Source organism: Burkholderia guangdongensis, assembly GCF_013403875.1.
Classification (GTDB): domain Bacteria; phylum Pseudomonadota; class Gammaproteobacteria; order Burkholderiales; family Burkholderiaceae; genus Burkholderia; species Burkholderia guangdongensis.
This window is the reverse complement of record NZ_JACBNX010000001.1, coordinates 483560-510079: the sequence shown is the minus strand read 5'-3', so window position 1 is coordinate 510079 and position 26520 is coordinate 483560. Positions and strand designations below refer to the sequence as shown.

The window sequence follows — 26520 nt, the reverse complement described above, 5'->3', positions numbered from 1 at the left end:
TTCAATTAATTCGCACATCGAAATGCATGCTTCAGTTTCATGTTAAGGGCGATTCCACCTGACACCATCGCCGAACAGTCCCGCCGCTTGTCAAATCGTCTCTTTCTTTGCCAGGCTCAGGCCTTCTCCGCGTGCCGGCGGCCGAGCGCATCGGCGAGCACCGCGATCAGCAGCACCACGCCGACGACGAGCGGCTGCCAGTTCGCATCGAGATTGAGCAGGTTCATGCCGTCGATCACGAGCGCGAGGATCACGCAGCCGAACAGCGTGCCGAGCAACGAACCCACACCGCCGAACAGCGACGCGCCGCCGATCAGGATCGCCGCGATCGCGGGCAACAGGATCGGCTCGCCCATCGCCGAATCCGCCGCGTTCACGCGCGCGAGGTAGACGACCGCCGCAATGCCCGCCATCAGCCCGCTGATCGTGTAGACCGCGATCCGGCGCCGCCGCACCGGAATCCCGGACAACCGCGCGGCCTCGGCATTCGAGCCGATCGCGTAGATCTCCCGGCCGACGTTCAGGCACGCGGTGACGACGGTGCCCGCGATCAGCACGAGCAGCATCATGTAGACCGGAATCGGCACGCCCCACCAGAACCCGGTGCCGAGCGCGCGAAAGCCCGCCGGAAAACCGAAGATCTCGTTGCCGCCCATATAGTGGAACGCGAAGCCCTGCACGACCCACAACATGCCGTATGTCGCGAGAAACGGCGGCAGCCGCAGGAACGTGACCGCGAGCCCGTTCAGGAGCCCGATCGACGCGCCGCACGACAGCGCGGTCGCGACCGCGAGCCACGGCGAGCCGCCCGACTTCAATGCGCCGGCGGCGAGACACGCGGACAGCGTCAGATTCGCGGCGATCGACAGGTCGAAGCCGCCGGACAGGATCACGAGCGTGAGCCCCGACGCGAGCAGGAACATCAGGCTCGCCTGCCGCAGCACGTTCAGCAGGTTCGCGGAGGTGGCGAAGCCATTCGACGCGAACACGAGCGCAAGCGCGATCGCGCCGACGAGCAACGCGCGATAGATCAGCGCGACGGTGTCTTCCGACAACCGGCCGCGCATGTCGGCGCGCGCGACGCGCGCGAACCCCAACCGGGAGTGGTTCTCGATACTCATGCTTGCGCTCCTTGGAGACGGGATTTGCGGACGCTGTCGACGACGACGACCGCGAGCACCAGCAGGCCGATCGATACGACCTGCAGCGACGACTCGACGCCGATCAGATTCAGCGCATTGCGCAGCACGCCGATCGTCAGCACGCCGATCGCGGTGCCGGGCAGCCACCCTTCGCCGCGCTCGAACGACGTACCGCCGAGCACGACGGCGGCGATCGCATCGAACTCCATGCCGATCGCGGCATTCGGCTCCGCCGCATTCATCCGGCCGACGAGCAGCAGCGCGGCCAGGCCGGCGAACAGGCCGCTCAGCACGTAGATCGCAACGTGATACGCGCGTGCCCGCACGCCGGCCAGTGTCAGCGCGTCGCGATTGCCGCCGATCGCGAACACGTACGCGCCGAACTTCGTGTGATAGAGCAGCAGATGCGTGAGTGCATATCCGGCGAGCGCGCACACCACCGGGAACGGCACGCCGAGCACCGACGACGCGTACAGCTGCGACACGGCGGGCGTCGCGACGACGACCGCGTTGCCGTCGGTCAGCGCGAGCGCGATGCCGTGCGCAATGCCGAGCGTGCCGAGCGTGACGACGAACGGCGGCAGCCCGAGCCGCGCGACGAGCGTGCCGTTCAGGAAACCGACCGCGACGCCGACCGCGGCCGCCGCCGCGAGCGCGGCGCCGATTCCGGCACCCATGCCGAGCGTCTGCGCGAACACGACGCCCGCGAGGCTCAGCAGCGCGCCGACCGACAGGTCGAGCCCTTCGCTGAGAATCACGAGCGTCATCGGCATCGCGATCATCACCAGCATCGACACCTGCAGGCCGATGTCGACCAGATTCGCGCGCGACGCGAAACCGTGCACGCCGAACGCGGCCGCCACGACCAGCGCGGCGCTCGCCCATACGACCGACGGCAGCGGGCGTCTGCGCCGCGCGGCCGGATCCCTGCCTTCCCGTTTCGTTTCATAGGACATCGTCAACCTCCATGCATGGCCAGACTCAGGATGTTCTGCTCGGAGAGCCGCTCGCGCGGCAGTTCGCCCGAAATCGCGCCGTCGCGCATCACGTACGCGCGGTCGCACACGTGCACGATCTCCGACAACTCGGAGCTGATCAGCAGCACGGCCGCGCCCTGCTCGACGAGCCGCTCGATCAGATTGAAGATCTCGGTCTTCGCGCCGATGTCGATGCCACGCGTCGGCTCGTCGAAAATGAACAGCCGGCAGCCGGCGCTGAGCCATTTGCCGATCACGATCTTTTGCTGATTGCCGCCGCTCAGGAAGCGCGCGCGTTTGCCCGGCTGGCCCGGCGCGATCCGCAGCGTCTCGATCAGCGCGCGGGTCGCGCGCCTGGCGCGGTCCGCGCGATACCAGCCGGTCGGGAACAGCCGCCAGAGGCTCGCCGCGAGCAGGTTTTCGTGCACCGAGCGCCGCAGCGCGAGCCCTTCCTGCTTGCGGTTTTCCGGGATCAGGCCGACGCCGCGCGCGGCGATCGCATGCGGGCCGCCCGACGCCGGCTCGCCGAAGATCTCGACGCGCCCGCCCTTGACCGGATCGGCGCCGAACACCGCGCGCACGACCTCGGTCCGCCCCGCGCCGACGAGGCCCGACAGCCCGACGATCTCGCCGCAACGCACCTGCAGATCGACGCCGTTCACGCCGGTCGCCGTCGTCAGGCCGCGCACGTCGAGCGCGATCTCGCCGGGCGCGCCGAAGTGGCGGCGCTCATAGACGGTGCCGACCTGGCGCCCGACCATCAGCGCAATCAGCTCGTCGGGCGTCGCGTCGGCAGCCGGCATCGACGTGACGAGGCGGCCGTCGCGCAGCACCGTCACGCGGTCGCCGAGATCGAACACCTCCTTCATCCGGTGCGAGATGTAGACGATCGCGACGCCCGCGTCGCGCAGCCCGCGCACGACCGCGAACAGCGCGTCGGCCTCGCGGTCCGAAATCGCCGCGGTCGGCTCGTCCATCACGACCACGCTCGCGTCGTGCGACAGCGCCTTCGCGATCTCGACCATCTGCTGCTGCGCAACGCCGAGATCCGCCGCGTGGGTTCGCGTGTCGTAGGCGAGCCCGAGCCGGGCGAGCACCGCGGCCGCGTCCGCGTGCATGCGCCGATGATCGACCAGGCCGAAGCGGTTGCGCGGCTCGCGGCCGAGATAGATGTTCTGCGCGATCGACAGATGCGGCACCAGTGAGAACTCCTGAAAGATCACCGCAATGCCGAGTCGCTTCGCGTCGGCAGGCGACTCGATCGCGACCGGTTCGCCGTCGTAGTAGATCTCGCCGGCATCGGCGCGGTACGCACCGAACAGCACCTTCATCAGCGACGACTTGCCGGCGCCGTTCTCGCCGAGCAGCATGTGCACTTCGCCCGGATAGAGTGCGAGATCGACGTCGGTCAGCGCGCGCACGCCGGGAAAGTTCTTGCAGATCCTGCGCAACTCGAGGCGCGGCACGCGCTCGATCGGGGTTGGGGTTTCCATGTTCACCTCAATTGCGGGCCACGTCGCTCCACGCCGGGCACTGCCGCTGGTCGCCCGGCAGCTCGAACGGCGCGTAGTTGGTCTTGTCGATCACGATGCCCTTGATCAGCACCGTGCTCGGCACCGGTTCCTTGCGCAGCGTGCGGACGGCGGCCATCGTCGCGATGCAGCCCATCTTGAAGCCGTTGAATTCGGCCGTCGCGAGCAGGCGCCCGTCCTTGATCGCCTTCACCGACTCCGGCACGCCGCCGATGCCGACGACCTGCGTCTGCTTCTGCCCCGCGGCCTCGAGCGCCTCGATCGCGCCCATCGCCATCACGTCGGCGGCCGCGAGCACGCCGTCGATCTTCGGGTTCGACTGGATCAGGTTCTCCATCGTCTGCAGCGCCTGCAGGCGCTGGTAGTTCGCGGGCTGCGACGCGAGCAGATGCACGTTCGGGAATTCCTCGAGCGCCTTCCTGAACCCGCGCACGCGCTCGTCGCTCGTCGTCGAGCCCTTCACGCCTTCGAGAATCACGACGTTGCCCTTGCCGCCGAGGCGCTTGAACAGATAGCGCGCGACGTCGAGCCCGAGGTCGTAGTCGTCCGCGACGACCACCGACGCGAACTTGCCGCCCGCGACCCGGTCGTTGTAGTTGACGATCGGGATGCCGATCGCATTGAGCTTCTCGATCTCCGGCACGACGCCGCGCGGGTTCACGCCCATAAACAGCACGGCGCCAGGCTTTTTCACGCTGACGTCCTCGAGCTCGCTCAACTGTTCGCCGAGATCGTTCGGCCGGGTCGGTGCGTAGTGCGTGACCGACACGCCGAGCAGCTTCGCCTCGGCATCGACGCCGGCATGCACGAGCGCGAAATGCGGATCGACCTGGTTCTTGTAGAACGCGGCGAGCGTCTCGTTCGCCGCGAGCGCATGCGCGCCGTGACCGATGCCGAGCGCCGCCGCGCACGCGGCAGCCATGCGCCGCGCGACGCGCGCGCGTGCCGCTTTCCGTTCGGGTTTCGAATTCGTCTCCATCCACTGACTCCTTTACGTTGGTTGTCCGCGTTCGCGCATCGCCAGATCCGCGTCAATGCAATCGTTTGCAAAACATGGCGTGACAGATACCGCTGACAACACGGCGACCACGCATTCAACCTCCGACGTATAGCCGCCACGCCACGGTCAATCTTCTATGCAAACGTATGCATATACTACCGCAAAGAACGTGACTGTCAATGCACTCAAGTCCCTAAAACATCAGGGTTTTTACCTGCAACATTGAAGGCAACCCTTTGCATCGATACAATCGGTTGTCATTCCACAGACCGTTTCCATGACTTCATCTTCCGAAACGCGCGGCGCCGGCCGCGTCACGATCCGCGAAGTGGCCGCCGCGGCCTCCGTCAATGCGTCGACGGTGTCGCGCGTGCTGAATCCCGCCACCCGTCACCTGATCGGCGATGAAGTCGTGCGTCGTGTGCTGGCGGTCGCGAAATCGCTCGGCTATCGCCAGAACCGGCTCGCGTCCGCGCTGCGCGGCGGTCAGTCGAAGGTGATCGGCGTGTGCCTGCCGGACATCTCGAACCCGGTGTTTCCGCCGATGGTCTGCGGGATCGAGGAGGAGCTCTCCGCCGAGGGTTACGGCGTGCTGATCGCGAACATCGTCGGGAAGCCGAAGGATCAGGAGCGCATGCTCGAGCAGATGCTGGAGCGCCAGGTCGACGGCCTCGTGCTCGCGACTGCCGCGCGGCAGGATCCGCTGGTGCGGCGCTGCGTACTCGACGGCGTGCCCGTCGTGCTCGTCAATCGCGGCGAGGACGGCGGCCAGGTGCCCGAAGTGATCAACGACGACTTCCTGTCGATGCGGCTCGCGGTCGATCACCTGGTCGGACTCGGCCATACGCGTATCGCGCACCTGTCGGGGCCCGAGCGGCTCGCGACCGGCCTGTCGCGGCTGCAGGGCTTCCGGATCGCGACGCAGGAACACGATCTCGCGGCGAACGTCGTCGTCGAGGCGGCCGAGTTCACGCGCGAGGCCGGGCGCGCCGCATGCGAGCGGCTGCTCGACGAGCACCGGAACGTGACCGCGATCATCGCGGCGAACGACCTGATCGCGCTCGGCTGCTACGACGTGTTCGCGGAACGGCTGATCGCGTGCCCGCGGGACATCTCGCTGATCGGCCACAACGACATGCCGCTGCTCGACATGCTGAATCCGCCGCTGACGACGCTGCGCATCCAGCATCGCGAAATGGGCAGGCAGGCCGCGCGCCTGCTGCTCGGGATGATCGCGACGCCGGCCGCGTCGCCGTTGCGCATCACGCTCGCGCCCGAGTTGGTGGTGCGCGGGTCGACGGGCGCGCGCCGGGCCGCCGGGAGCCGCGCGCGCGCGGGCTGACGGGCCCGGCTCCGGACAGCGCCCGCAGAGGGCACTCATCCGCTACCGCATGCGCCGCTCGTCGCCGATCAGGCCGATATCGGCCGCGCCGCCACGGGCGGGACGGCCTGCGCGAACGGCATCGCGAGCAGTATCTTCGCCGGACGATCGGACCGGTTGTGCAGCGCGCGTCGCTCACCCGGCGCGAGCCGGCACGAATCGAACGCGTTCAGCACGACCTCGCCGCCGTCGGTCTCGATGCAGACCTCGCCTTCGAGCACGACGTAATGCTTCTCGAGCGCGGACGCGTCCATCGTCGTGTATCCGCCCGGCTCGATCGTCGACACACCCAGCCACAGCGACTCGGCAGGCCCCGCTTCGTGCCCCTGCAGCCGCACGCAGCGCATCATGAAGTGATTCGGCGGAAAGTATTCGCGGGCATCCGCGAAGCAGGTCACGTTCATGGCTTCAGCAGCACGCGGTTCGCGACACCCCGGAACACGGTCTGATACGCGCGCGCCGCGTCCGCGAGATCGAACACGAAGTCGCCGTCGATCGGGAACGGCTTGAGCACGCCCTCTTCGAACGACGGCGCAAGCGTATCGAGTATCTGCGCGCCATCCTGCGCGTCGAGCGCGAGCGTGTCGACGCCGACGTACGTGTGCTGCCCGCGATAGAACGCAAAGATGTCGAACGGCACCGCGCGCTCGATTGTCGAGATGAAGATCTGCGTGCCGCGCACGGCCATCGCGCGGTTCGCGCGCTCGAAGTACGGACTGCCGACCGTGTTGTAGACGATGTTCGCGCCGCGGCCGGCCGTCATGTCGAGCACGAGCTCGTCGAACGGCACCGCCGATGCGTCGATCATCGTCACGTCGCCGCTCGCATGGCCGATATACGGCCGATCACGGCGCTCGACGCCGATCACCTCCGCGCCCGCCATCGTCGCGAGCTGGATCGCGGCCTGCCCGACCTTGCCGTTCGCGCCGAGCACCAGCACGACGTCGCCGCGCCGCGCGCCACCCGCGCGCCGCAGGCCCTCGAACGCGGTGACGAACGGCACGCCGACCGCGCCCGCCTCGTCCATCGTCAGGTTCGCCGGCTTCTCCCGCACCGCATGCGCGGGCACGACGAGATAGCGCGCATGCGTGCCGTCGCGCCGGATCCCGAGCTCGCCGCCGCTGCCCCAGACCGCCTTGCCGATCAGGTCCGGCGGGCCATCGATCACGCGTCCCGCATAGTCCCGGCCGGGCGTGCGCGGCCACACCGCATGCGGCATGTAGCCGAGCACGGCCTTCACGTCACTCGGGTTCACGCCCGCGCTCTCGACTTCGATCAGGCATTCGGTCGCGCCGATGCGCGGGCGCGCCTGCGCGCCGATGTCCAGTGCGAGCGAACCGATGTCGGCGCTCTTTTCCTGAACGCGAATGTTCTTCATGCTGATTGTTCTCCTGAATGATTGGATTCCTGTGCATTGCGTGGCGACCCGGAGCCGGATCGCGCGTCGATGCGCGGCTCCGTCCATCGCGAGGCCGGCCGATCGCGCTCAGCGCGCGAGGCCCAGCAGTTCGCGCGCATCGCGGCTCGTCGCGATCTCGCCGCCCAGCAGCGTCACGATCTCCCGCGCGCGCGCGACGAGCGCCGCGTTGCTTTCGGCGAGCACACCCTTGTCTATATAGATGTTGTCCTCGAGCCCGACGCGCACGTGGCCGCCCGCGAGCCACGACTGCGCGACGATCGGAAACTCGAAGCGGCCGATCCCGAACGCGGACCACACCGCCCCCGCGGGCAACAGGTCGCGCGCATAGAGCAGCGTTTCCGGCGACGCGGAGAAGCCGTACTTCACGCCCGTCACGAGCGTCCAGAGACCGGGCCCGTCGAGCACGCCCGACGCGATCAGGTCGCGCGCGAGATGGATGTCGCCGGTATCGAAAATCTCGAGCTCCGGCTTCACGCCGGCCTCGCGAATCACGTTCGCCATCCGCGTCACATTCTTCGGCGTGTTGATCACGACCTCGGCGCCCGAATTCATCGTGTTCAGATCGAGGCTGCAGATGTCGGGCTTCAGCGCGAGGATGTGCTCGACGCGCTTTTCCGGCGGCAGCAGCGTCGTGCCCGGCGCGGCGACCTTCGGATCGTCGTCGCTCGGAATGAAGCGGCCGCCGGGGCCGGTCGTCAGGTTGATGATCAGCTCGGGATCGACCGCGCGGATCCGCTCGATCACTTCGCGATAGAGCGCGACGTCCATCGACGGGCGGCCCGTCGATGGGTCGCGGACGTGAATATGAACCGCGGCCGCGCCGGCCTGCGCGGCTTCGAGCGACGCGTTCGCGATCTGCGCGGGCGTGATCGGCAGGCCGGGATGCTGGTCGGGACGCGTGATGTTGCCGGTGACGGCGCACGTGATGATGGTCTTGCGGGCATGCATCGATGTCTCTCCTGGCGGTCAGTTCAGGCGGCGGCCGCCGTCGACGACGATCGTCGCGCCGGTGCTGAACGTCAGCGTCGTCGCGCACGCGACGATCGCGGCGGCGACGTCGTCGGGCGCGCCGATCCGGCCGAGCGGCGTCGTCGCCGCGGCCTTCTCGTTGAAATCGGCGCCGCGCCCCGGCACGAACGGCGTATCGACGACGCCCGGCGACACGTTCAGCACGCGAATCCGCGGCGCGAGCGCGCGGCCGAGCGACACCGCCATCACGTCGAGCCCGGCCTTCGCCGCGCAGTATGCGACGTTGCTGCCGTTGCCGGTCGTGCCGGCGATCGACGACACGTTGACGACGAGCCCGTCGCCCGACGCGTCGAGCAGCGCGCGAAACGCGCGGATCGCCGCGAACTGGCCGCGCCAGTTGACCTTCATGATCTCGTCGATCAGTTCGTCGGTCAGCGCATCGAGATCCGCGTGCCTGACGGGCTGCGTGAAGCCCGACGCGTTCACGAGGATGTCCGCGCGACCATAGCGCGCGCGCACATCGTCGGCGAGCGCGGCGAGCGTCGCGCTGTCGGTGATCGTCGCGAGCGCGGCAGAATGCCCGTCGCCGGGCAGCGCGGCAGCGATCCGCCGCGCCTCCTCCGTGTCGCGCCGTCCAACCACGACGACGCGCGCGCCCGCTTCGGCGAAACGCGTCGCGGTCACGACGCCGATCCCGCCGGTGCCGCCCAGAATGACGGCCACTTTTTCGTTCAACTTGCCTGACACGGTGCGCTCCTCGTCAGTCGATCGGCGGCGTCGGGTACGTCGGCGTGCCCTCGGCCAGAGTGAAATCGAAATCGAGCGTGTAATACGCAACACCCGCGTCCGCCAGCGGCCCGGTGCCCGGCTCCTGGCGCTCGAACTTGCCGACGAGGCGGCGATTCACGCCGAACACGACGTCCGAATCGAGATGCTCGGCGTCGTCGGCGAACACCTGCGACACGAGCGTCGCATGGCCGTCGGCGACGATCACGAAATGGATGTGCGCCGGACGGTACGGATGGCGCTGCTGCGCGGCGAGCAGCGCGCCGACCGGGCCGTGGATCGGCACCGGGTAGCCGGCCGGACGCACGCTGCGGAAACTGAAGCGGCCTTGCGCGTCGGTATGGAAGCGGCCGCGCAGGTTCCGGTCGGGCTGGCTGTCGTCCTGGTTCTCGTAGAGGCCGACCGGCGACGCCTGCCACACCTCGACGGCGGCGTTCGCGACCGGCTGGCCGGACGTGTCGAGCACGCGGCTGCGCATGAACAGCGGCGCGCCGGGCGAGCCCGCGCTCGCGATCGACTGGCCGTTCTCGTAGACGGGCGAGCCGCCGCGATAGAACGGGCCAAGCAGCGCACCCGGCGTGCGCTCGCTCGCATCCGAGTTGTTCAGCAACGCGACGAGCGTCGAAAAGCCGAGCACGTCCGACAGCAGCACGACCTCGTTGTGCCGCGCGTTGCATGCGTGCCCGGTGTCCCGCAGGAACGCGAGGCCGCGCTCGAACTCCTCGTCCGTCAGCTTCACCTGCTTCAGGAACGCGTGCCCGTAATCGACGAGCGTATCGACGATCTCGCGCAGCCGCGCGTCCTGCGTCCCGGCCATCGCCGCCTTCACGATCGCGGTGACGGACTCGGGATCGTCCGTGATGCCGCTCCAAACAGTCTGGTCATTCATGACGCCTCCATGCAATCGTTTGCATAATTTGATGCAATAGTACACGCCATCCAGCCTGTGAAAATAGAGCGTTAACCCTAGTCAACGGGGCGTAGATGGTGGATTTTTGCTATCTATGGAAAGCAACCGTTTGCATTGGATCGGCCGATCTTGCCAGGCGAATCCGCACGGCTGCGCGGCGCGCGGGACCGCGCGCGGGGGCGAGAGCGTCCGGGCGCCGCAACACGCGCCGCCGGCTGGCGGTGCGTGTCGCGGCGGGCGGCCGTCATTGCGCGGGCGACGACGCGCCAGCGGCGCCCTTCTTCTGGTCGGCGGCCTTGCGTTCGGCGTTCTGCAGGTTCTCCGGATAATTGGTCTGGTCGCCGGTCAGCCGATAGCCGTTCTTCTCGATTGCGCTCAGGTCCGCGTTCCGCTTCGCTCGCGCCGCCTTGCGCCTGGCCTTGCGCTGCGCCTTCAGGTCCTGCCTGGACATCGAGGCGCCGGCCGGGGCCACTGTCGCCGGCGCGGCTGCCGGCGCCGAATCCTGCGCCGAATTCTGGGCAAAAGCGGCCGGCGCGTGCAGCAACGCGATGCCGATCGATACCGCGAGCACTACCGAAGCCGCGCGAAACTGGGTCATGTCGATTCTCCTTGTTTGTCGATGGTCGATGGCCGATAGCCTGATGCTGCCGGATCGCGCGCCGGCGCCGCGGCAACCGGGGACACGCTCGTTCAAACTAGACGACGAACCCGCGCTTGTCCTGAAAGCAGGCTGAATTCTCCTGATTGCGTCGTCGATGCGCGGGTGGACGGGGCGCGTGCCGGGCGCGCTGTTCCTGGCCTGAATTGTTATGAATCGCGTGTGCGGCGCGTCAACTGACGTTACGATGAAAGATTGACGCGTCGATATCACACAAAGGATCTGTTGTAATGAAGTTGTCATTCGAAGCCCTCGAGGCATTGGACGCGATCGACCGCACCGGCACGTTCGCCGAAGCGGCCGAGTTGCTGCATCGCGTGCCGTCCGCGCTCAGCTATCTGGTGCAGAAGCTCGAGAGCGACCTGGGCGTGATGCTGTTCGACCGCAGCGGCCGGCGCGCGAAGCTCACGCATGCGGGGCGCGTCGTCGTCGAGGAAGGCCGCCGGCTGCTCGACGCGGCCGAGCAGCTCGAGCTGAAGGCGCAACGGATCCAGGATGGCTGGGAAACCGAACTGCGCGTGTGCGTCGACGAAATCCTGCCGTTCGAGGCGTTCTGGCCGTACGTGCATGCGTTCTACGCACTCGACATGGATACGCGGCTGCGCCTGTCGACCGAAGTGCTCGGCGGCACCTGGGACGCGCTGATCTCGCGCCGCGCGGATCTCGTCGTCGGCGCGGCGGGCGAACCGCCGGCACTGCCGAACATCATCGCCCGACCGATCGGCAAACTGCGCCACGTGTTTGCGATCGCGCCCGATCATCCGCTCGCGCAGATGCCGGAACCGATCGCACTGCAGACCGTCGTCCAGCATCGATGCGCGGTGATCAGCGACACGTCGCGCGACTCGCCGCCGCGCTCGGTCGCGTTCGATCCGGCCCAGCCGTATCTCGCGGTGCCGAGCCTCGCGACGAAGCTCGCCGCGCAGTGCGAAGGGCTCGCGGTCGGCACGCTGCCCGAGTGCATCGCCGCGCCCGCGATCGCCGATGGCCGGCTCGTCGCGCGCCGCGTGACCGGCATGCGCGAAACCACCGACTGCTATCTCGCGTGGCGCGACGACGAGGCCGGCCGCGCGCTGCGCTGGTGGGTCGAGCAGCTCGACCACCCGGACCTGCTCGACCGCTTCATCGCCCTGCACTGACCGCGTCGCGGCCCGGCGCGTCGACCGGCTCGTCAGGCAACGCGGACGACTCATCGGGCAACGCGATCGTCTCGTCAGGCAACGCGGCCGTCTCCCCGACCGCCGCAGCGGCCGTCCCGTCCAGCAACGCCGGCCCCGCGACGATCGCGCCGCCGAAGCCGACGATCTCCGCGCGCAGGCGCACAAGCGCGTCGGCGAACCAGCGCTCGCCGGTCGCATCGCAGTGCCGCAACGCGTCGTCGACCACGTCGGCCGCGTCGGCGACCTGCCCGGCTTCGCGCAGCGCGCACGCGTACTGCGCGAGCACGAACGTCAGCGGCGCGAGATAGCCGGTCCCGCGCAGCGCGTCGATCGCCGCACCGAATGGTACGACCCGCGTCGCGCCGGCGCCTGTCGCCATCGCGCGCAAGCACTCTTCATAGCAATCGCAGCACGCGAGCCAGATCGCCGCGCCGGCGCGCGTCGCGCACGCGCGCAGCGTCGCGATCCCGCGCGCCGCCACGTCGAATGCGCCGACCTGCAGCGCAACCGGCACGAGCCCTTCGGCGGCCACGTAGCCGATCACGAGATCGTGCGCGCAGGCGAGCGCCGCGTCGAACGCCTGCGTCGCGAGCCGCAACGCGTCGTCCGGCGCGCGCTGCGTCGCGCGCACACGCGCGAGCATCGCCCGCGCGATGATCACGAACTCGACGTGCAGGCCGGCCGCCGTCGCGCAGTGCGTGCCGTGCTCGTACGCGCGCAGCGTCCCTTCGAGCCGCCGGCCGGCCGCGGCCGGCTCGCCCGCGTAGAACAGCGCGACCGCCTCGCTGCGCAGCGCGTGCACGCGCGCCGCGGGCTGGTCGAGCGCATGCGCGGCCGCGCGAAAGCGCCGCGCCCATTGCTGCGCGGCGCGCACGTCGCCCGCGGTCTGATAGGTGTTCCAGCGGCCCCACAGCGCACGCAACTCATACTCGACGTCGCCCGTCGACAGCGCGAGCGCGTGCACCGCGATCCATGCTTCGTGCACCGCCGGCGTCGGCCCGTCCGTGTAGACGAGCGCGGTCGCATACGCGGCCAGCAGCCGCAACCGCGTGTCGGCAGCCACGGGTGCGATCTCGGGGTCGAGCGTCGCGTCGAGCGCGGTCCGCGCGCGGTCGCGGCATTCGCCGACGAGCGACAGATCGAACAGGCACGGCACGACCATCGTCGCGAGCGCGACGCCGACCGACAGATCGCCGCCCGGCGCGAATGCCCAGTCGAGCGCCGCGCGCAAATTGCCGAGCTCGTGGCGGAACGTGTCGTGCCAGGCATCCGCGCGCCGGTCACCGTGCCCGGGCGCGGCCCGCGTAATCAGCGTCTGGAAGTAGCGCGCATGCGCCAGCGCGGCCGCCTTGTGCTCGCCGTTGTCCTCGAGCTGCTGCAACGCGTACGCACGCGTCGTCGCGAGCAGCCGATAGCGCGTCGCGCCGTGCGCGCTCTCGCGAATCACGAGCGACTTCGCGACGAGCCCGCCGAGCGCATCGAGCAACTCCTCGCGCGAAAACCCGAGGCTGCCGACGATCTGGTGTGCGGCGTCGAACGAGAATCCGTCGAGGAACACGCCGAGCCAGCGCAGCAACAGGCGCTCCGCGTCGCACAGCAGCCGGTAGCTCCAGTCGAGCGTCGCCTTCAGTGTCTGATGGCGCGGCAATGCGGTCCTGAAGCCGCCCGTCAGCAGCCGGAAATGATCGTCGAGATGCTCGGCCAGCACCTCGAGCCCGAGCACCGCCGCGCGCGCGGCGGCCAGCTCGATCGCGAGCGGAATCCCGTCGACGCGGCGGCAGATCGCGGCGACCAGCGCGATGCAGCGCGCGTCGAGCGGAAAGCGCGGATCGGCCGCGCGCACGCGCGCGACGAACAGTTGAACCGCGCTCGCGCTCAACACCGCGTCGCGTGCGTCATGCTCGGCGGGCACGTCGAGCGGCAGCACGGGATGGAGCCGCTCGCCCGGAATCCGCAGCGCTTCGCGGCTCGTCGCGAGCACGGTGATCCGGTCGTGCGCGCTGGTGATCGCGCTCGCGATCCGCGCGGCGACGTCGATCAGATGCTCGCAGTTGTCGAGCACGAGCAGCAGCCGTCGGCCCGCGAGCGCCGCGACGATGGACTCGAGCGACTGCGCGCCGCCCAGTTGCGCGAGGCCGAGCGCGCCCGCGAGCGCATCGAGCGCGAAGCGCGGATCCAGCACCGACGCGAGCGGCACGAACACCGCGCCGTCCGCATAGCGGCTCTCCGCACGCGCGGCGACCTCGGCCGCGATCCGCGTCTTGCCGATCCCGCCGGGGCCGACGAGCGTGACGACGCGCGCGCGCTCGAGCCCGTCGAGCACGTCGGCGATCGCGTCCTCGCGGCCGACCAGCGCGGTCGGCCCGGCTGCGTCGCGCGGCGGCGGCATCATGGTCAACGATGTGGCGAGCGCCGACGGCGGCTCGCGATGCATGGGTTCTCGATGGATGGACTCGACATGCACGGCCGGCGCTGGCGATGCGGCTGCACGCCGCGCGTCCGGCGGCCGCGATGCGGCCTCGCCGCGCAGCCCGACGAGCCGGTAGCCGCGGCCCGGCACGGTGCGGATCAGGTCGCGATCGGCCCCGAGCGCCTTGCGCAGCGCGGCGATGTGCACCTGCAGGTTGTTTTCCTCGACGACGGTGGTCGGCCACACGCGGCGCATGATGTCGTCTTTCGACACGAGCTGCCCGTTCGCCTCGATCAGCAGTTCGAGAACATCGAATGCGCGGCTGCCGATGCGCATCGGTTCGCCGTTCGAGCGTATTTCGCGTTGCTCGAGAAAAACATGAAGTGGCCCGATCCGGATCATTGCGAGACTGTCTCTCCGAAAGTCGGTCATTGACGTTCCGAGACAGCGCGGGACGTCATCCGGGACGCCCATGCTACGTCATTTGTTTCTTTCGAAGCTTTAAATATTCCGAACCAAACGATCGAATTTTTTGAAATGACGGAAGCGCCGATCGAGCCGTGCGGAGCGCCGCCGGACGGCTCGATCGGTGGCCGAATCACCCACGCGGCAGCGCCCGTGCGAAAACCGTCACGACAGCCGTCACGACAGCCAGCGCGACACGATCGGCAGCAGCACCGGCACGACGAACGCGGTGAACACGCCGTTCAGTCCCATCCCGAGCCCCGCGAACGCGCCCATCTCCTCGCTGACCTGGAATGCGCGCGCGGTGCCGATGCCGTGCGACGCGACGCCGAGCGCGAAGCCGCGCACCACGGGTTCGGTCACGCGCACGCCGTTCAGGATCACGCGCGCGAACACCGCGCCGAAGATCCCCGTGGAGATCACGAGCACGGCGGTCAGCGACGGAATCCCGCCGATCCCGGCCGCGACGGCCATCGCGATCGGCGTCGTCGCGGACTTCGGCGCGAGCGACGCGATCGTCTGACGGGACGCGCCGAACAGTGCCGCGATGCCGACCGCCGATACGATCGCGGTCAGCGACCCGGCAACGAGGCCGCCCAGCAGCGGCAGCGCCGCGCGACGCAGCTTCGGCCATTGGCGATAAAGCGGCAGCGCGAGCGCGACCGTCGCCGGGCCGAGCAGGAAGTGGACGAACTGCGCGCCTTCGAAGTAGGTCGCATAGGACGTATGCGTGAGTTCGAGCAGCGTGACGAGCAGCGCGATCGCGATCAGCACCGGATTCGCGAGCGGATTGAAGCGCGCCTTCGTGTAGATCGCCTGCGCGGCGAGATACGCGATCAGCGTGATCGTCAGCCCGAGCAACGGGCTCGCGGCCAGATAGACCCAGATCGCGCCGAGCTTCGGAAGTGCAGTCATCGCGCGCCCTCCCCGGATGGGTCGTCGCGATGCTGACGGCGTAGCAACGCGCGCGTGACGAGCGCGGTGACCGCGATCGCGAGCGTCGTGCTGACGACGAGCGCGGCGCCGACCGCGATCACTTCGCCGCGCAACCGCGCGGCCGACGTCATGATGCCGACACCCGCCGGCACGAACAACAGCGACAGATGGCGCAGCAGCTCGAGCGCGGTCGGCTCGACCGCATCGGCGACACCCGGGCGCAGCAGCACGAATCCGAACAGCAGCAGCATCCCGATCACGGGCCCCGGTACCGGCAGCCCGAACAGATAGGACACGCCCTCCCCGAGACACTGAAACGTCAACAGCACCGCAAGCGCGCGCAGCATCGGCCGCCCTCCCCTGTTTCGAATGCCGCGCGGCGCCGGGCCGGACGGCCCCGCCCGCTGCCGCCGCGCGAACACAATGCGCGATCGTATCAACATTGCGTGCCGCCGTCCGCTGGCCCGCCTGCCCGATTCACCCCGGCCGCGCGGCCACTTCAGAACATTTCAGGCCGAACTCAAGGACTTTCAGATGCCTGCCATGTAGCGTGTAGGCATCTCGTCAGAACACCTACCGGAAACCTGCCATGACTGCCGATACGCACGTGAGCACCGCAGATTCGATCTTCTACAACGGCAAGATCGCGACGCAGGACGATCAGCGCTCGTTCGTCACCGCGCTCGCGGTGAAGGACGGCAAAGTGCTCGCGATCGGCAACGACCGCGACGTGATGCGTCACGCACACGGCAACACGCAGCGGATCGACCTGAACGGTCGCACCGTGATACCCGGCCTGAACGATTCTCACTTGCATGTGATTCGCGGCGGGCTGAACTTCAACATGGAGCTGCGCTGGGACGGCGTGCCGTCCCTCGCGGACGCGCTCGACATGCTGCGCCGCCAGGTCGCGAAAACGCCGGCGCCCCAATGGGTGCGCGTCGTCGGCGGCTGGAACGAGTTGCAGTTCGCGGAGAAGCGCCTGCCGACGCTCGACGAGATCAACGCGATCGCGCCCGATACGCCGGTGTTCATCCTGCACCTGTACGACAGCGCGCTGCTGAACGCGGCCGCGCTGCGCGCGGTCGGCTATACGAAGGACACACCGAACCCGCCGGGCGGCGAGATTCAACGCGACCGGCACGGCAATCCGACCGGGATGCTGATCGCGCGCCCGAACGCGGGGATCCTGTACGCGACGCTCGCGAAAGGCCCGAAGCTCGGCCATGACGATCAGATCAATTCGACGCGCCATTTCATGCGCGAGCTGAACCGGCTCGGCGTGACGAGCGCGATCGACGCGGGCGGCGGCTATCAGGCATATCCCGACGACTACGCGGTGATCATGGATCTGGCTAAGCGCGGCGAGCTGACGATGCGAATCGCGTACAACCTGTTCACGCAGAACGCGAAGAAGGAGATCGACGACTTCGCGAAGTGGGTGAAGATGACGAAGCCCGGCGACGGCGACGCGTTCCTGCGGATGAACGGCGCCGGCGAGATGCTCGTGTTCTCGGCCGCCGACTTCGAGGATTTTCTCGAGCCGCGGCCCGACCTGCCCGCGTCGCTCGAAGCGGAGCTGAAGGCGGTCGTCAAGCTGCTCGTCGAGAACCGCTGGCCGTTCCGGCTGCATGCGACATACGACGAATCGATCAGCCGCTTCCTGAACGTATTCGAGGAAGTGAACCGCGAAGTGCCGTTCAACGGGCTGCGCTGGTTCTTCGACCACTGCGAGACGATCTCGGACGCGAACATCGCGCGGATCGCCGCGCTCGGCGGCGGCATCGCGGTACAGCACCGGATGGCCTACCAGGGCGAATACTTCATCGCGCGCTACGGCGCCGACGCGGCCATGCACACGCCGCCGATCCGCAAGATGCTCGCGGCCGGGCTGCCGGTCGGCGCGGGCACGGATGCGACGCGCGTCGCGAGCTTCAACCCGTTCGTTTCGCTGTACTGGATGGTGTCCGGCAGCACGGTCGGCGGCACCACGATGTACCCGGAGCGCAATCGGCTCGACCGGATGGAGGCGCTGCGGCGCTACACGGTCGGCAGCGCGTGGTTCTCCGGCGAGGAGGACGTGAAGGGCGCGCTCATGCCCGGCCATTACGCGGATTTCGCCGCGCTCTCCGACGACTACTTCACGATCGACGAGCTACAGATCAAGTATCTGTCGTCGGTGCTGACCGTCGTGAACGGCAAGGTGGTGCACGCGGACGACGAGTTCACGCCGCTCGCGCCACCGCCGCTGCCGGTGAGCCCCACCTGGTCGCCCATCGCCGAGTTCGGCGGCTACAGCCGCTACCGGCCGGCGCCGTCCGCGGCCGCGCGCGCGTGCGTCGACGGCTGCGCGAACCTGTGCGGCGTGCACGCACACGGCCATCTGTTCGCGTGGCGCAGCAACGTGCCGGCCGGCGACGACCGCGGCTTCTGGGGTGCGCTCGGCTGCAGCTGCTTCGCGTTCTGAACCCGCCCGGAGACCGCTCGATGATGAACGACGTCCTTGCCCAGTATGCGCTGCGCGCCACCGACCTCGGCCTGCTGTTCCTGCGGATCGGCGCGAGCGTGCTCGTGCTGATCGTGCACGGGCTGCCGAAGGTCCGCCACTTCACGTCCGAGGAAAACGCGATCGAGGATCCGTTTCATCTCGGCGAACGCGGCAAGCAGCTGTCGATCGTCTTCGCGATCTTCGCGGAGGTCGCGTGCCCGGTGCTCGTGATCGTCGGCCTCGCGACGCGGCTCGCGTCGCTGCCGGTGATGATCGTTTCCGCGCTCGCGATCGCGCGCGTGCATCCGGAATGGACGCCGCAGCAGGCGCAATTCGCGTGGATGCTGATCATCATGTTCGGCACGCTCGTGATTGCGGGCGCCGGGCACTACTCGCTGGCCGCGCTGCTCGCGCCGTAAGGAGAACGCCGATGCCGCACGTCGTCGCGGGCGTCCCGATTCCCGACAGCGCGATCGCGCGCGCGGCGGACGCGACCGTGCACGCGAGCGAGCCCGAGATTCTCTATCGGCATTCGATGCGCGTGTTCGTGTTCGCGTCGATCATCGGCCGGCGCCGCGCGCTCGCGTTCGACGCGGAGTTGCTGTTCGTCGCGGCGCTGTTTCACGACGTCGGGCTGTGCGTGCCGTACCGCCGGTCGCCGAACCGCTTCGAGGTCGACGGCGCGAACGCGGTGCAAGCGTTCCTCGCGACGTTCGGCGTGCCGCCCGACGACGTCGCCGAAGTCTGGCGCGCGGTCGCGCTGCACACGGCGTTCGGGATCAACGCGTTCATGGCGCCGCTGACCGCGCTGACCGCGGCGGGCGTCGAAACCGACCTGTTCGGGCAGCACTTCGACGAGGTGAGCCGCGCCGAGCGCGACGCGGTGCTGCGCGAATGGCCGCGCGGCGCCCGCTTCAAGGAGGGGGTAATCGACGCATTCGCGGAAGGGATGGGATACCGCCCCGCGACGACGTTCGGCTCGGTGAACGCGGACGTGCTCGAGCGGTGCGACCCGAACTACCGGCGCATCAATTTCTGCGGCCTGATTCTCGGCTCGAACTGGAAGGAATGACCCACACGCAGTCGGTTTTTTTTCGTCAACCGAATCACTGAAGGAGGCCACGATGCCCACCGCCAAAGCCGCTCCCGGCAAAACCCTGCTCGATCCGTTCAACCACGCGCTGATCATGATCGACTTCCAGTCGCAGATGTCGTTCGCGACCAAGTCGATCGACGCGGTCGCGCTGCGCAACAACACGTCCCTCGTCGCGAAGGCCGCGAAGGAATTCAAGGTGCCGACGATCCTCACGACGGTCGCCGAGAAAACCTTCTCGGGCCCGATGTACGGGGAAATCACGTCGGTGTTTCCGGAGGAGACGCTGATCGACCGCACGTCGATGAATACGTGGGAAGACCCGCGCATCGCCGAGCGCGTGAATGCGATCGCTCGTGACAAGATCACGCTCTGCGGACTGTGGACGTCGGTCTGCATCGTCGGCCCGGCGCTGTCCGCGATCGATCAGGGCTTCGAGGTCTACGTGATCGCCGACGCGTGCGGCGATGTATCCGACGAAGCACACGATCGCGCGATGGACCGCATGGTGCAGGCCGGCGCGCGCCCGATGACGTCGCTGCAGTATCTGCTCGAGCTGCAGCGCGACTGGGCCCGCACCGACACGTACGTGCAGACCACGACGACCGCCGCGCAGCACGGCGGCGCGTACGGGCTCGGCATCATTTACGCGAAGACGATGTTCGGCGCTAGCGAAGGCCACTGACCCCCGCTCGCGGCGGCGCGCGTATCATCGCGATTCATGGTCGAGTCACAGCCGGATTCTCGGTCGATTCGCGCGCCCCGCTCCTTTTCGATCCGACATGAGCGAAACCACCTCGTCCATCCCGGTCACGGCCACGCCGCCGCCCGCCGCCGCTGCGCCCGCGGGTGCAGTGACGATGACGCCGTCGCAGACCCGGCTGCTGCTGCTCGGCCTGGGCCTCGCGACCGGGATGGAGTTCTATACGTTCGACAGCATGAACCTCGTGCTGCCGGATCTGACCGGCACGCTCGGCGTATCGGCCGACGAGGCGAGCTGGCTGTTGACCGTCTACAGCAGCGCACTCTTCCTCGGTGTGCCGGTGTCGATCTGGCTCGCGGGCCACGTCGGCTACAAGCGCTTCCTGCTCGCGACCGTCGTCGCGTTCGCGGCGACGTCGATCGGCGTGTCGCTCGCACCCGAACTCCATTCGATGCTGTTCTGGCGCGCGCTGCAGGGCTTTTCCGGCGCGGGGCTCGTCGTCTGGTGGCGCGCGAGCATCTATGTGCTGATGCCGAAACCGCAGCGCAGCCCGTCGCTGATGCGCGTGTCGACGGTGCTGTACCTGTCGAGCGCCGCGGGGCTGATCGTCAGCGGCTACATTACCGAGCACGCGAACTGGCGGCTCATCTTCGCGCCGAATTTGCTGTACGCGGCCGGCGCGCTGTGGCTGATCTCGCGCCACTTCCCGACGCTGCCGCCGCCTTCGTCGGCGCGCACCATCGCGACCGACTGGCCCGGCATCGTGCTGCTCGCGATCGCACTCATATCACTGCAGGTGATCCTCAACCGCGGCGAGATCGACGACTGGTTCGCCTCCGCGCATCTGCGCGCGCTCGGCTTCGCCTGCGCGGCCGCGCTCGTGCTGTTCGTCGCGTGGCAGGCGAGCCCGTCGAACCGCACGCCGCTGATGTGCGTCGATCTGCTGAAGGACCGCCACGTGCTGTCGTCGGCGGTGATCGGTGTGTTCACCGGGATGATCCTGTCCGGCAGCGTGTTCGTGCTGCCCGAGTTCCTGCGCAATCTCGCGCGGCCGACGTACAGCGCGACGCAGGCCGGCCTGATCATCTGCGTCTATGCGCTGTTCGCGGCCGCGATCCGCGCGCCGATGGTCGGCCTGATCGCGCGGCTCGGCCAGCGCAAGGCGATCGCGATCGCGCTCGTGATGCTGATCGCATCGATGGTTGTGTTCAACCGGCTGATGACGACCGACACCCCCGGCCCGTACTTCGTCCTGCCGCTGATGCTGTACGCATGCTGCCTCGCGCCGCTGTTGCCGGCCGTCGGCAGTGGCACCGTCGCGCGGATCGAGCAGAACAAGCTGCTCGACGGCGTGTCGCTGTACATGACGTTCCGCCAGTTCGGCGCGTCGCTCGGCGTCGCGCTGCTGACGATCCTGATCTCGCACCGCGAGACGCTGCATTCGGCGCGGCTCTACGATCACGTGCGCGTCGACAGTGCGATCACGCGGGACTGGCTCGCGACCGCCGCATCGGCGCTCGGCGCGAACGGCGGCTATACGCCGGTCGAAGGCTCCGCCGCCGCGTTGCGGCTGCTCGCCGAGCAGGGCGCGCGCCAGGCCGGCGCCTATGCGTACGCGGATGCGTTCGCGTTCATGGCGGTCGTCGGCGTACTCGCGCTGTGCCTGCTGCCGATCGTGCCGCCGACGCCGGTCCAGCCGCCGAAATGACGATTTCCTTTCCTTCGCTTTCCTTCCTTTTTCGCCTGCCGATGCGATACCACGATACATACGACGATACCCGCCGAGGAACGCCATGAACGACACGACGACGCCGCCGAAGCCGCCCGAGGCATCGCCGCCCGCCGCCCCGCCCGCGGCCCCGCCCGCCGGGAAACCCGATGCGTCGCCGCCGGCCACGAACCGGCGTGCGTTGACGATCGCCGTGACCGGGATCGCGATCCTCGTGATCGCCGCGTTCGTGTTCGTCGTGCCGAATCTGTACGGGCAGGCGACCGACGACGCGTATGTCGACGCGCACGTCGTGTCGGTGATTCCGAAGGTGCCGGCCTACGTGAAGGCGCTCTACGTCGACGACAACAGCAAGGTCAAGGCCGGCCAGTTGCTGCTCGAGCTCGATCCTCGCGACTACGCGGTGCAGCTCGAGCAGGCGCAGGCGACGCTCGCGAATGCGCAAGGCAAGCTGCAGGAAGCACGCGACCAGATTCCGGTCGCCGATGCGGAAATCGCGCGGCAGCACGCGGAACTCGACGTCGCGCAGGCGAACGCCCGGCTCGCCCAGGCCAATCTCGGCCGGCTCGAGTCGGTGTCGGACGTGCGCGCGGTGTCGTCGGAGCGCGTCGACGAAGGCCGCGCCGCCGCGACCAGCTCGCGCGCGACCGTCGTCGCCGCGCAGGTACGCATCCAGGCCGCCGACGCGCAGGCGAAGCTCGTCCGCTCGCAGGCCGCGACCGCCGAGGCCGCGGTCTCGCAGGCGCGCGCGGCGCTGGATCAGGCGCGCTTGAACCTGTCGTATACGAAGATCTACGCGGACGACGACGGTACCGTCGCGCGCAAGAGCGTCGAGGCCGGCAACTACGTGCAGCCGGGCCAGTTGCTGCTGTCGGTCGTGCCGGAACAGCTCTACGTGATCGCGAACTACAAGGAAACGCAGCTCACGCACGTGCGGCCCGGCCAGCCCGTGTCGATCCGCGTCGACGCGTTTCCGAATCTCGACCTGCACGGCCATGTCGACAGCATCCAGCGCGGCACCGGCGCGCGCTTCGCGCTGCTGCCGCCGGAGAACGCGACCGGCAACTTCGTGAAGGTCGTGCAGCGCGTGCCGGTGAAGATCGTGTTCGATCGCCCCGGCGACGCACTGCGATGGATCACGCCAGGAATGTCCGTCGAAACGCGGATCTCGACTCGGGAGCGGCCCGTATGGCTCGGATTCCTGAATTGATGGCGGCGCGCGGCCACGGGCCGCATCGCCCGCGCATCGCGTGCGCGGCCGCCGCAGCAGCGGCGCTCGCGTTTGCGCTCGCCGGCTGCACCGTCGGCCCGGACTATGTCGCGCCGCATCTGGCGCTGCCCGCCGCGTACGCGGAGCATCCGGGTGGCGCGAGCGGTGTCGCGGGTGTTGCCGGTGTCACGGTCGCGGGCAACGCCACGGCCGCCACGCCGGCGGCCGGCCTCGACGCGTGGTGGAAGAATCTCGGCGATCCGGTGCTCGACCGGTTGATCGACGATGCGGCCCAATCCGCGCCCGACGCGGCCGAGGCCGACGCGCGCGTGCGCGAGGCGCGCGCGCGAGCCGGCATCGCGGGCGCGGCGAACTGGCCGGCCGTCGACGTCGGCGGCCAGTACGCGCGCACGCACGGCAGCGCCAACGTGCCGGTCGGCGTGCAGCCGGGCGGGCTCGGGCGCGGCGCGAACGGCAACCTCTACCAGGCGGGCTTCGACGCGTCGTGGGAGATCGACGTGTTCGGCGGCACACGGCGCAGCGTCGAATCGGCCGATGCGTCGTACGCGGCCGCGCTCGCGTCGCGCGGCGACGCGATGCTGACGCTCGACGCCGAGATCGCGCGCGACTACGTCGAGCTGCGCGGCGCGCAGCGGCGGATCGCGGTCGCGCAGACCGACCTCGCGAACCAGCGCGACGCGCTCGCGCTGACCCGCGCGCAATTCGACGCGGGGCTCGCATCGCGTCTCGACGTGCTGCGCGCGCAGGCGCAGGTCAACGACACCGAGTCCGATATCCCGACGTACGAAGCCGACGCGCGCGCGGCGATCTACCGGATCGGCGCCCTCGTCGGCCGTCCGCCGGAGGCGCTCGTCGCCGAACTCGACGCGCCGCGCCCGATCCCGGCGCCGGTCGCCGACGTGCCGGTAGGGCTGCCGTCGGACCTGCTGAAGCGCCGGCCCGACATCCGCGCGGCCGAGCGCAATCTGGCGGCCGCGAACGCGCGGATTGGCGTCGCAACCGCCGATCTCTATCCGCACTTCTCGCTGACGGGCGCCGCGGGCCTCGAGAGCCTCGACGCGTCGTCGTTTCTCGGCCTGCCGAGCCGTTATATGAAGATCGGCCCGGGCATCCAGTGGCTGATCTTCGACGCGGGCAAGGTGCGCTTCGAGATTCGCGCGGAACAAGCGCGCACCGACGCGGCCGCGGCCGCGTACCGGCGCACGGTGCTCGGCGCGCTGCGCGACGTCGAGACCGCGCTGTCGTCATACGGCCGGATGCAGGTGAAGCGCGCGCAGCTCGCAAACGAGGTCGCGGCCGATCGCGACGCGGTCGTGATCGCAACGCGACTCTACCGGCAGGGGCTCACCGACTTCCTGCCGGTGCTCGACGCGGAACGCGCGCTGCACTCGGCCGACGACAAGCTCGCGCAGACCGAGCGCGATACCGCGCTCGCGCTCGTCGCGCTGTACAAGGCGTTGGGCGGCGGGTGGCCGGAGCGCGGCGACGACGCGCTCGCGGCGTCGGCGTCGGCGTCGGCGTCGGCGTCGGCAGCATCATCCGCGTCCGCCGCATCGTCCGCGCCGGAGTAATCGAGTCATCGAAGAACCGGGCGGGCGCGGCGGAAGCGTTCGTATCGACGAACCGATGCGCCGCGCCCGCGACCGCGAGCGCCGGCTCAATCCGCCGCCGCGTCCCGCTCGTGCGCCGCCGGCGCTTGCTGCGCGGCCGGCGGCTCGCTGCGCGCGTACGGCGCATCGCGCTGCAGCAGCGTGCGCACGACGGGCACCGCGTGCTCGCCGACGACCATCCCGAGCAGGCCGATCAGCGCGACGAGCGGCGGCGCCGGCGACTTCACGCGCAACAGCCAGTACAACAGGCCGACCAGCACACCGGCCGCCATCGATATCAGATAGGACATGACGTCTCCGTTGTCCGACGCGTCACGCGCCGGCTCATCGCGCTCGCGCGCGGCCCGCGGGCCGGTCGAGCTGGTTTGCAAGAATCATCTCGCCGCTGTTTGCCGGACGGCACCCGCCGCGCCACTGCGGCTTGTAGACCGGATCACCGATCTCGATCGCCTGGCCGGTCAGCGCGCAGCGCCCGCTGATCCGGGACTTCGCGGCGATCCAGCGCTGCTCGTCGTAGCGGCAGTGCGTCGGGTCGCTCCACGACACGAGCAGCGCGTTCTCGGTCTGCTTCTCGACCCATACGATCGACGACCGGCGCCATGCGCTACCGGACCCGCCCGCCCTCGGCGCGCTCGCCGCGCGGCTGGCGGGCCCGGCGCCTTCGCGGCGGGTCGACGGCGCGGCGCACGACACGTCGCGCGACGAATACAACGACGTGATCATGCATTTCCAGCGATCGAATTCGTCCATGGCGACGTGTGTGTCCTGACAGATGGCGCGAACTCCGCCGACGTCGCCCGTTGCGCGCGCTGTAAGTGTCGAAGCCCCGTGGCACGGGCGGAGACCGGACGTCCCTGCGGACGTCCGACGTCACCACGATAGGTCAGTCGCCGCTGAATAGTCCTTTACCTTTCCTGAAATTTTCTGGCTGGGTATGACAGGGCACGCGCATGGATCGGCACGCGACTTCATGAAAATTCAGCGCGATTTCAGGACACCCGCGCGCGCGAGGCATATGCTGCATCAGTATCCACCACGCCCCTTGGAGCCCCCACGATGAACACGATCACCACGAAAGACGGTACGCAGATCTACTTCAAGGATTGGGGCGAAGGTCGCCCGGTTGTCTTCTCGCACGGCTGGCCGCTCTGCGCGGACGCGTGGGACGCCCAGATGCTGTTCCTGCTGCAGCACGGCTATCGCGTGATCGCGCACGACCGGCGCGGCCACGGCCGCTCGAGCCAGCCGTCGCGGGGCAACGACATGGATACGTACGCGGACGATCTCGCGGCGCTGATCAGCGAGCTCGATCTGCATGACGTGACGCTCGTCGGACACTCGACCGGCGGCGGCGAAGTCGCGCACTATATCGGCCGGCACGGCACGAAACGTATTGCGAAGGCGGTACTGATCGGCGCGGTGCCGCCGGTCATGCTGAAGTCCGCAACCAATCCCGGCGGGCTGCCGATCGACGTGTTCGACGGAATACGCCAGGGCGTCGCCGACAATCGCTCGCAGTTCTACAAGGATCTCGCGACGCCGTTCTTCGGCTTCAACCGGCCGGACGCGAAGGTGTCGCAAGGCACGATCGACGCGTTCTGGGCGCAGGGGATGATGGGCGGGATCCACGGGCAGTACCTGTGCATCCGCGAATTCTCCGAGGTCGACTACACCGACGATCTGAAGAAAATCGACGTGCCGACGCTCGTGCTGCACGGCGACGACGACCAGATCGTGCCGATCGACGACTCCGGCCGCCTGTCCGCGAAGATCGTGAAGAACGCGACGCTGAAGGTGATCGAAGGCGGCTCGCACGGGATGTGCGTGACGCACGCCGATCAGATCAACGCGGCGCTGCTCGCGTTCATCGGCGCCTGAGCGCGGCGGCCGCCAGGCTCGCGGGCGGCGTTGCGCCGCCCG

25 protein-coding genes are annotated in these 26520 nt (G+C 68.9%); 10 read left to right on the top strand and 15 right to left on the bottom strand.

The features are described 5' to 3' along the window. Positions 1 to 116: 116 nt before the first annotated feature. The 4 genes from HZI36_RS02205 to HZI36_RS02190 are packed head-to-tail and all read right to left on the bottom strand — an operon-like array spanning position 117 to position 4630. Positions 117 to 1121: an ABC transporter permease gene (locus tag HZI36_RS02205; protein WP_246326929.1), complete on the bottom strand. Its 1005-nt coding sequence runs from the start codon at positions 1119 to 1121 to the stop codon at positions 117 to 119. Further along, the gene (locus HZI36_RS02200) at positions 1118 to 2098 is read right to left on the bottom strand and encodes an ABC transporter permease (protein ID WP_179400958.1); all 981 of its coding nucleotides are present in this window, start codon (positions 2096 to 2098) and stop codon (positions 1118 to 1120) included. Before HZI36_RS02200 ends, HZI36_RS02205 begins: the two co-directional genes overlap by 4 nt. 2 nt (positions 2099 to 2100) lie before the next feature. Beyond that, complete coding sequence (locus HZI36_RS02195) at positions 2101 to 3612, bottom strand: sugar ABC transporter ATP-binding protein (protein ID WP_179400957.1); 1512 nt, start codon at positions 3610 to 3612, stop codon at positions 2101 to 2103. A 7-nt stretch (positions 3613 to 3619) separates the two neighbouring features. Beyond that, complete coding sequence (locus HZI36_RS02190) at positions 3620 to 4630, bottom strand: sugar ABC transporter substrate-binding protein (RefSeq protein ID WP_179400956.1); 1011 nt, start codon at positions 4628 to 4630, stop codon at positions 3620 to 3622. Positions 4631 to 4928: 298 nt separating this feature from the next. Here HZI36_RS02190 and HZI36_RS02185 point away from each other — a divergent pair, with 298 nt between their 5' ends. Further along, positions 4929 to 5993: a LacI family DNA-binding transcriptional regulator gene (locus HZI36_RS02185; RefSeq protein WP_179400955.1), complete on the top strand. Its 1065-nt coding sequence runs from the start codon at positions 4929 to 4931 to the stop codon at positions 5991 to 5993. A gap of 68 nt (positions 5994 to 6061) precedes the next feature. Here HZI36_RS02185 and HZI36_RS02180 read toward each other — a convergent pair whose 3' ends face one another. The 6 genes from HZI36_RS02180 to HZI36_RS02155 form a co-directional block, all read right to left on the bottom strand. Further along, positions 6062 to 6436 carry a cupin domain-containing protein gene (locus tag HZI36_RS02180; protein WP_179400954.1) on the bottom strand — a complete coding sequence of 125 codons (375 nt, stop codon included), beginning with the start codon at positions 6434 to 6436 and terminating at the stop codon, positions 6062 to 6064. Continuing rightward, positions 6433 to 7410, bottom strand: coding sequence for a quinone oxidoreductase family protein (locus HZI36_RS02175; protein WP_179400953.1), 978 nt, complete (start codon positions 7408 to 7410; stop codon positions 6433 to 6435). Before HZI36_RS02175 ends, HZI36_RS02180 begins: the two co-directional genes overlap by 4 nt. Before the next feature lie 108 nt (positions 7411 to 7518). Further along, positions 7519 to 8400 carry a beta-keto acid cleavage family enzyme gene (locus tag HZI36_RS02170; RefSeq protein ID WP_179400952.1) on the bottom strand — a complete coding sequence of 294 codons (882 nt, stop codon included), beginning with the start codon at positions 8398 to 8400 and terminating at the stop codon, positions 7519 to 7521. 18 nt (positions 8401 to 8418) lie between these two features. Next, complete coding sequence (locus HZI36_RS02165) at positions 8419 to 9168, bottom strand: SDR family oxidoreductase (protein WP_179400951.1); 750 nt, start codon at positions 9166 to 9168, stop codon at positions 8419 to 8421. A gap of 13 nt (positions 9169 to 9181) precedes the next feature. Beyond that, the gene (locus HZI36_RS02160) at positions 9182 to 10096 is read right to left on the bottom strand and encodes a dioxygenase family protein (protein WP_179400950.1); all 915 of its coding nucleotides are present in this window, start codon (positions 10094 to 10096) and stop codon (positions 9182 to 9184) included. A gap of 265 nt (positions 10097 to 10361) precedes the next feature. Beyond that, positions 10362 to 10715: a hypothetical protein gene (locus HZI36_RS02155; protein ID WP_179400949.1), complete on the bottom strand. Its 354-nt coding sequence runs from the start codon at positions 10713 to 10715 to the stop codon at positions 10362 to 10364. Between the two features lie 290 nt (positions 10716 to 11005). Between HZI36_RS02155 and HZI36_RS02150 the strand changes: the two genes are divergently transcribed. After that, entirely contained in the window at positions 11006 to 11914 is a 909-nt protein-coding gene (locus HZI36_RS02150; protein WP_179400948.1) for a LysR family transcriptional regulator, read from the top strand. Here the strand turns inward: HZI36_RS02150 and HZI36_RS02145 are convergent. The 3 genes from HZI36_RS02145 to HZI36_RS02135 form a co-directional block, all read right to left on the bottom strand. Continuing rightward, on the bottom strand, positions 11898 to 14747 hold the full coding sequence (locus HZI36_RS02145) for an ATP-binding protein (RefSeq protein WP_179401059.1): 2850 nt from the start codon (positions 14745 to 14747) through the stop codon (positions 11898 to 11900). The genes HZI36_RS02150 and HZI36_RS02145 overlap by 17 nt on opposite strands. Before the next feature lie 240 nt (positions 14748 to 14987). After that, entirely contained in the window at positions 14988 to 15725 is a 738-nt protein-coding gene (locus HZI36_RS02140) for an LrgB family protein (RefSeq protein ID WP_179400947.1), read from the bottom strand. Beyond that, positions 15722 to 16093: a CidA/LrgA family protein gene (locus HZI36_RS02135; protein WP_179400946.1), complete on the bottom strand. Its 372-nt coding sequence runs from the start codon at positions 16091 to 16093 to the stop codon at positions 15722 to 15724. The genes HZI36_RS02140 and HZI36_RS02135 overlap by 4 nt, the downstream gene beginning before the upstream one ends. 242 nt (positions 16094 to 16335) lie before the next feature. Between HZI36_RS02135 and HZI36_RS02130 the strand changes: the two genes are divergently transcribed. The 7 genes from HZI36_RS02130 to HZI36_RS02100 all read left to right on the top strand — a co-directional run bounded on the left by HZI36_RS02130 (position 16336) and on the right by HZI36_RS02100 (position 24561). Next, positions 16336 to 18213, top strand: a complete 1878-nt coding sequence (locus HZI36_RS02130) for an amidohydrolase (protein WP_179400945.1) — start codon at positions 16336 to 16338, stop codon at positions 18211 to 18213. 23 nt (positions 18214 to 18236) lie between these two features. Further along, positions 18237 to 18653 carry a DoxX family protein gene (locus tag HZI36_RS02125; RefSeq protein ID WP_179401058.1) on the top strand — a complete coding sequence of 139 codons (417 nt, stop codon included), beginning with the start codon at positions 18237 to 18239 and terminating at the stop codon, positions 18651 to 18653. A gap of 11 nt (positions 18654 to 18664) precedes the next feature. Next, positions 18665 to 19306 carry an HD domain-containing protein gene (locus tag HZI36_RS02120; RefSeq protein WP_179400944.1) on the top strand — a complete coding sequence of 214 codons (642 nt, stop codon included), beginning with the start codon at positions 18665 to 18667 and terminating at the stop codon, positions 19304 to 19306. 52 nt (positions 19307 to 19358) lie between these two features. Beyond that, a complete protein-coding gene (locus HZI36_RS02115) occupies positions 19359 to 20012 on the top strand; it encodes a hydrolase (RefSeq protein WP_179400943.1) in 654 nt (217 codons plus the stop codon). A gap of 97 nt (positions 20013 to 20109) precedes the next feature. Beyond that, entirely contained in the window at positions 20110 to 21738 is a 1629-nt protein-coding gene (locus HZI36_RS02110; protein ID WP_246326928.1) for an MFS transporter, read from the top strand. Positions 21739 to 21823: 85 nt separating this feature from the next. Next, a complete protein-coding gene (locus HZI36_RS02105; RefSeq protein ID WP_179400942.1) occupies positions 21824 to 22969 on the top strand; it encodes an HlyD family secretion protein in 1146 nt (381 codons plus the stop codon). Continuing rightward, on the top strand, positions 22948 to 24561 hold the full coding sequence (locus tag HZI36_RS02100; RefSeq protein WP_179400941.1) for an efflux transporter outer membrane subunit: 1614 nt from the start codon (positions 22948 to 22950) through the stop codon (positions 24559 to 24561). The genes HZI36_RS02105 and HZI36_RS02100 overlap by 22 nt, the downstream gene beginning before the upstream one ends. 86 nt (positions 24562 to 24647) lie before the next feature. Here the strand turns inward: HZI36_RS02100 and HZI36_RS02095 are convergent, their stop codons facing one another. Both HZI36_RS02095 and HZI36_RS02090 read right to left on the bottom strand, forming a co-directional pair. Next, positions 24648 to 24890 (bottom strand): DUF1427 family protein, encoded by a 243-nt coding sequence (locus HZI36_RS02095; protein ID WP_179400940.1) that lies wholly within the window; start codon positions 24888 to 24890, stop codon positions 24648 to 24650. Between the two features lie 34 nt (positions 24891 to 24924). Beyond that, complete coding sequence (locus HZI36_RS02090) at positions 24925 to 25350, bottom strand: DUF3331 domain-containing protein (RefSeq protein WP_179400939.1); 426 nt, start codon at positions 25348 to 25350, stop codon at positions 24925 to 24927. Between the two features lie 306 nt (positions 25351 to 25656). Between HZI36_RS02090 and HZI36_RS02085 the strand changes: the two genes are divergently transcribed. Beyond that, the gene (locus HZI36_RS02085) at positions 25657 to 26478 is read left to right on the top strand and encodes an alpha/beta fold hydrolase (RefSeq protein ID WP_179400938.1); all 822 of its coding nucleotides are present in this window, start codon (positions 25657 to 25659) and stop codon (positions 26476 to 26478) included. The last annotated feature ends 42 nt before the right edge of the window (positions 26479 to 26520 follow it).

Excerpts from the sequence above, each read along its gene's own strand:
- HZI36_RS02205 (WP_246326929.1), bottom strand. The coding sequence starts at position 1,121 with ATGAGTATCGAGAACCACTCCCGGTTGGGGTTCGCGCGCGTCGCGCGC.
- HZI36_RS02200 (WP_179400958.1), bottom strand. The coding sequence starts at position 2,098 with ATGTCCTATGAAACGAAACGGGAAGGCAGGGATCCGGCCGCGCGGCGC.
- HZI36_RS02195 (WP_179400957.1), bottom strand. The coding sequence starts at position 3,612 with ATGGAAACCCCAACCCCGATCGAGCGCGTGCCGCGCCTCGAGTTGCGC.
- HZI36_RS02190 (WP_179400956.1), bottom strand. The coding sequence starts at position 4,630 with ATGGAGACGAATTCGAAACCCGAACGGAAAGCGGCACGCGCGCGCGTC.
- HZI36_RS02185 (WP_179400955.1), top strand. The coding sequence starts at position 4,929 with ATGACTTCATCTTCCGAAACGCGCGGCGCCGGCCGCGTCACGATCCGC.
- HZI36_RS02180 (WP_179400954.1), bottom strand. The coding sequence starts at position 6,436 with ATGAACGTGACCTGCTTCGCGGATGCCCGCGAATACTTTCCGCCGAAT.
- HZI36_RS02175 (WP_179400953.1), bottom strand. The coding sequence starts at position 7,410 with ATGAAGAACATTCGCGTTCAGGAAAAGAGCGCCGACATCGGTTCGCTC.
- HZI36_RS02170 (WP_179400952.1), bottom strand. The coding sequence starts at position 8,400 with ATGCATGCCCGCAAGACCATCATCACGTGCGCCGTCACCGGCAACATC.
- HZI36_RS02160 (WP_179400950.1), bottom strand. The coding sequence starts at position 10,096 with ATGAATGACCAGACTGTTTGGAGCGGCATCACGGACGATCCCGAGTCC.
- HZI36_RS02155 (WP_179400949.1), bottom strand. The coding sequence starts at position 10,715 with ATGACCCAGTTTCGCGCGGCTTCGGTAGTGCTCGCGGTATCGATCGGC.
- HZI36_RS02150 (WP_179400948.1), top strand. The coding sequence starts at position 11,006 with ATGAAGTTGTCATTCGAAGCCCTCGAGGCATTGGACGCGATCGACCGC.
- HZI36_RS02145 (WP_179401059.1), bottom strand. The coding sequence starts at position 14,747 with ATGATCCGGATCGGGCCACTTCATGTTTTTCTCGAGCAACGCGAAATA.
- HZI36_RS02140 (WP_179400947.1), bottom strand. The coding sequence starts at position 15,725 with ATGACTGCACTTCCGAAGCTCGGCGCGATCTGGGTCTATCTGGCCGCG.
- HZI36_RS02135 (WP_179400946.1), bottom strand. The coding sequence starts at position 16,093 with ATGCTGCGCGCGCTTGCGGTGCTGTTGACGTTTCAGTGTCTCGGGGAG.
- HZI36_RS02130 (WP_179400945.1), top strand. The coding sequence starts at position 16,336 with ATGACTGCCGATACGCACGTGAGCACCGCAGATTCGATCTTCTACAAC.
- HZI36_RS02125 (WP_179401058.1), top strand. The coding sequence starts at position 18,237 with ATGAACGACGTCCTTGCCCAGTATGCGCTGCGCGCCACCGACCTCGGC.
- HZI36_RS02120 (WP_179400944.1), top strand. The coding sequence starts at position 18,665 with ATGCCGCACGTCGTCGCGGGCGTCCCGATTCCCGACAGCGCGATCGCG.
- HZI36_RS02115 (WP_179400943.1), top strand. The coding sequence starts at position 19,359 with ATGCCCACCGCCAAAGCCGCTCCCGGCAAAACCCTGCTCGATCCGTTC.
- HZI36_RS02110 (WP_246326928.1), top strand. The coding sequence starts at position 20,110 with ATGAGCGAAACCACCTCGTCCATCCCGGTCACGGCCACGCCGCCGCCC.
- HZI36_RS02105 (WP_179400942.1), top strand. The coding sequence starts at position 21,824 with ATGAACGACACGACGACGCCGCCGAAGCCGCCCGAGGCATCGCCGCCC.
- HZI36_RS02100 (WP_179400941.1), top strand. The coding sequence starts at position 22,948 with ATGGCTCGGATTCCTGAATTGATGGCGGCGCGCGGCCACGGGCCGCAT.
- HZI36_RS02095 (WP_179400940.1), bottom strand. The coding sequence starts at position 24,890 with ATGTCCTATCTGATATCGATGGCGGCCGGTGTGCTGGTCGGCCTGTTG.
- HZI36_RS02090 (WP_179400939.1), bottom strand. The coding sequence starts at position 25,350 with ATGGACGAATTCGATCGCTGGAAATGCATGATCACGTCGTTGTATTCG.
- HZI36_RS02085 (WP_179400938.1), top strand. The coding sequence starts at position 25,657 with ATGAACACGATCACCACGAAAGACGGTACGCAGATCTACTTCAAGGAT.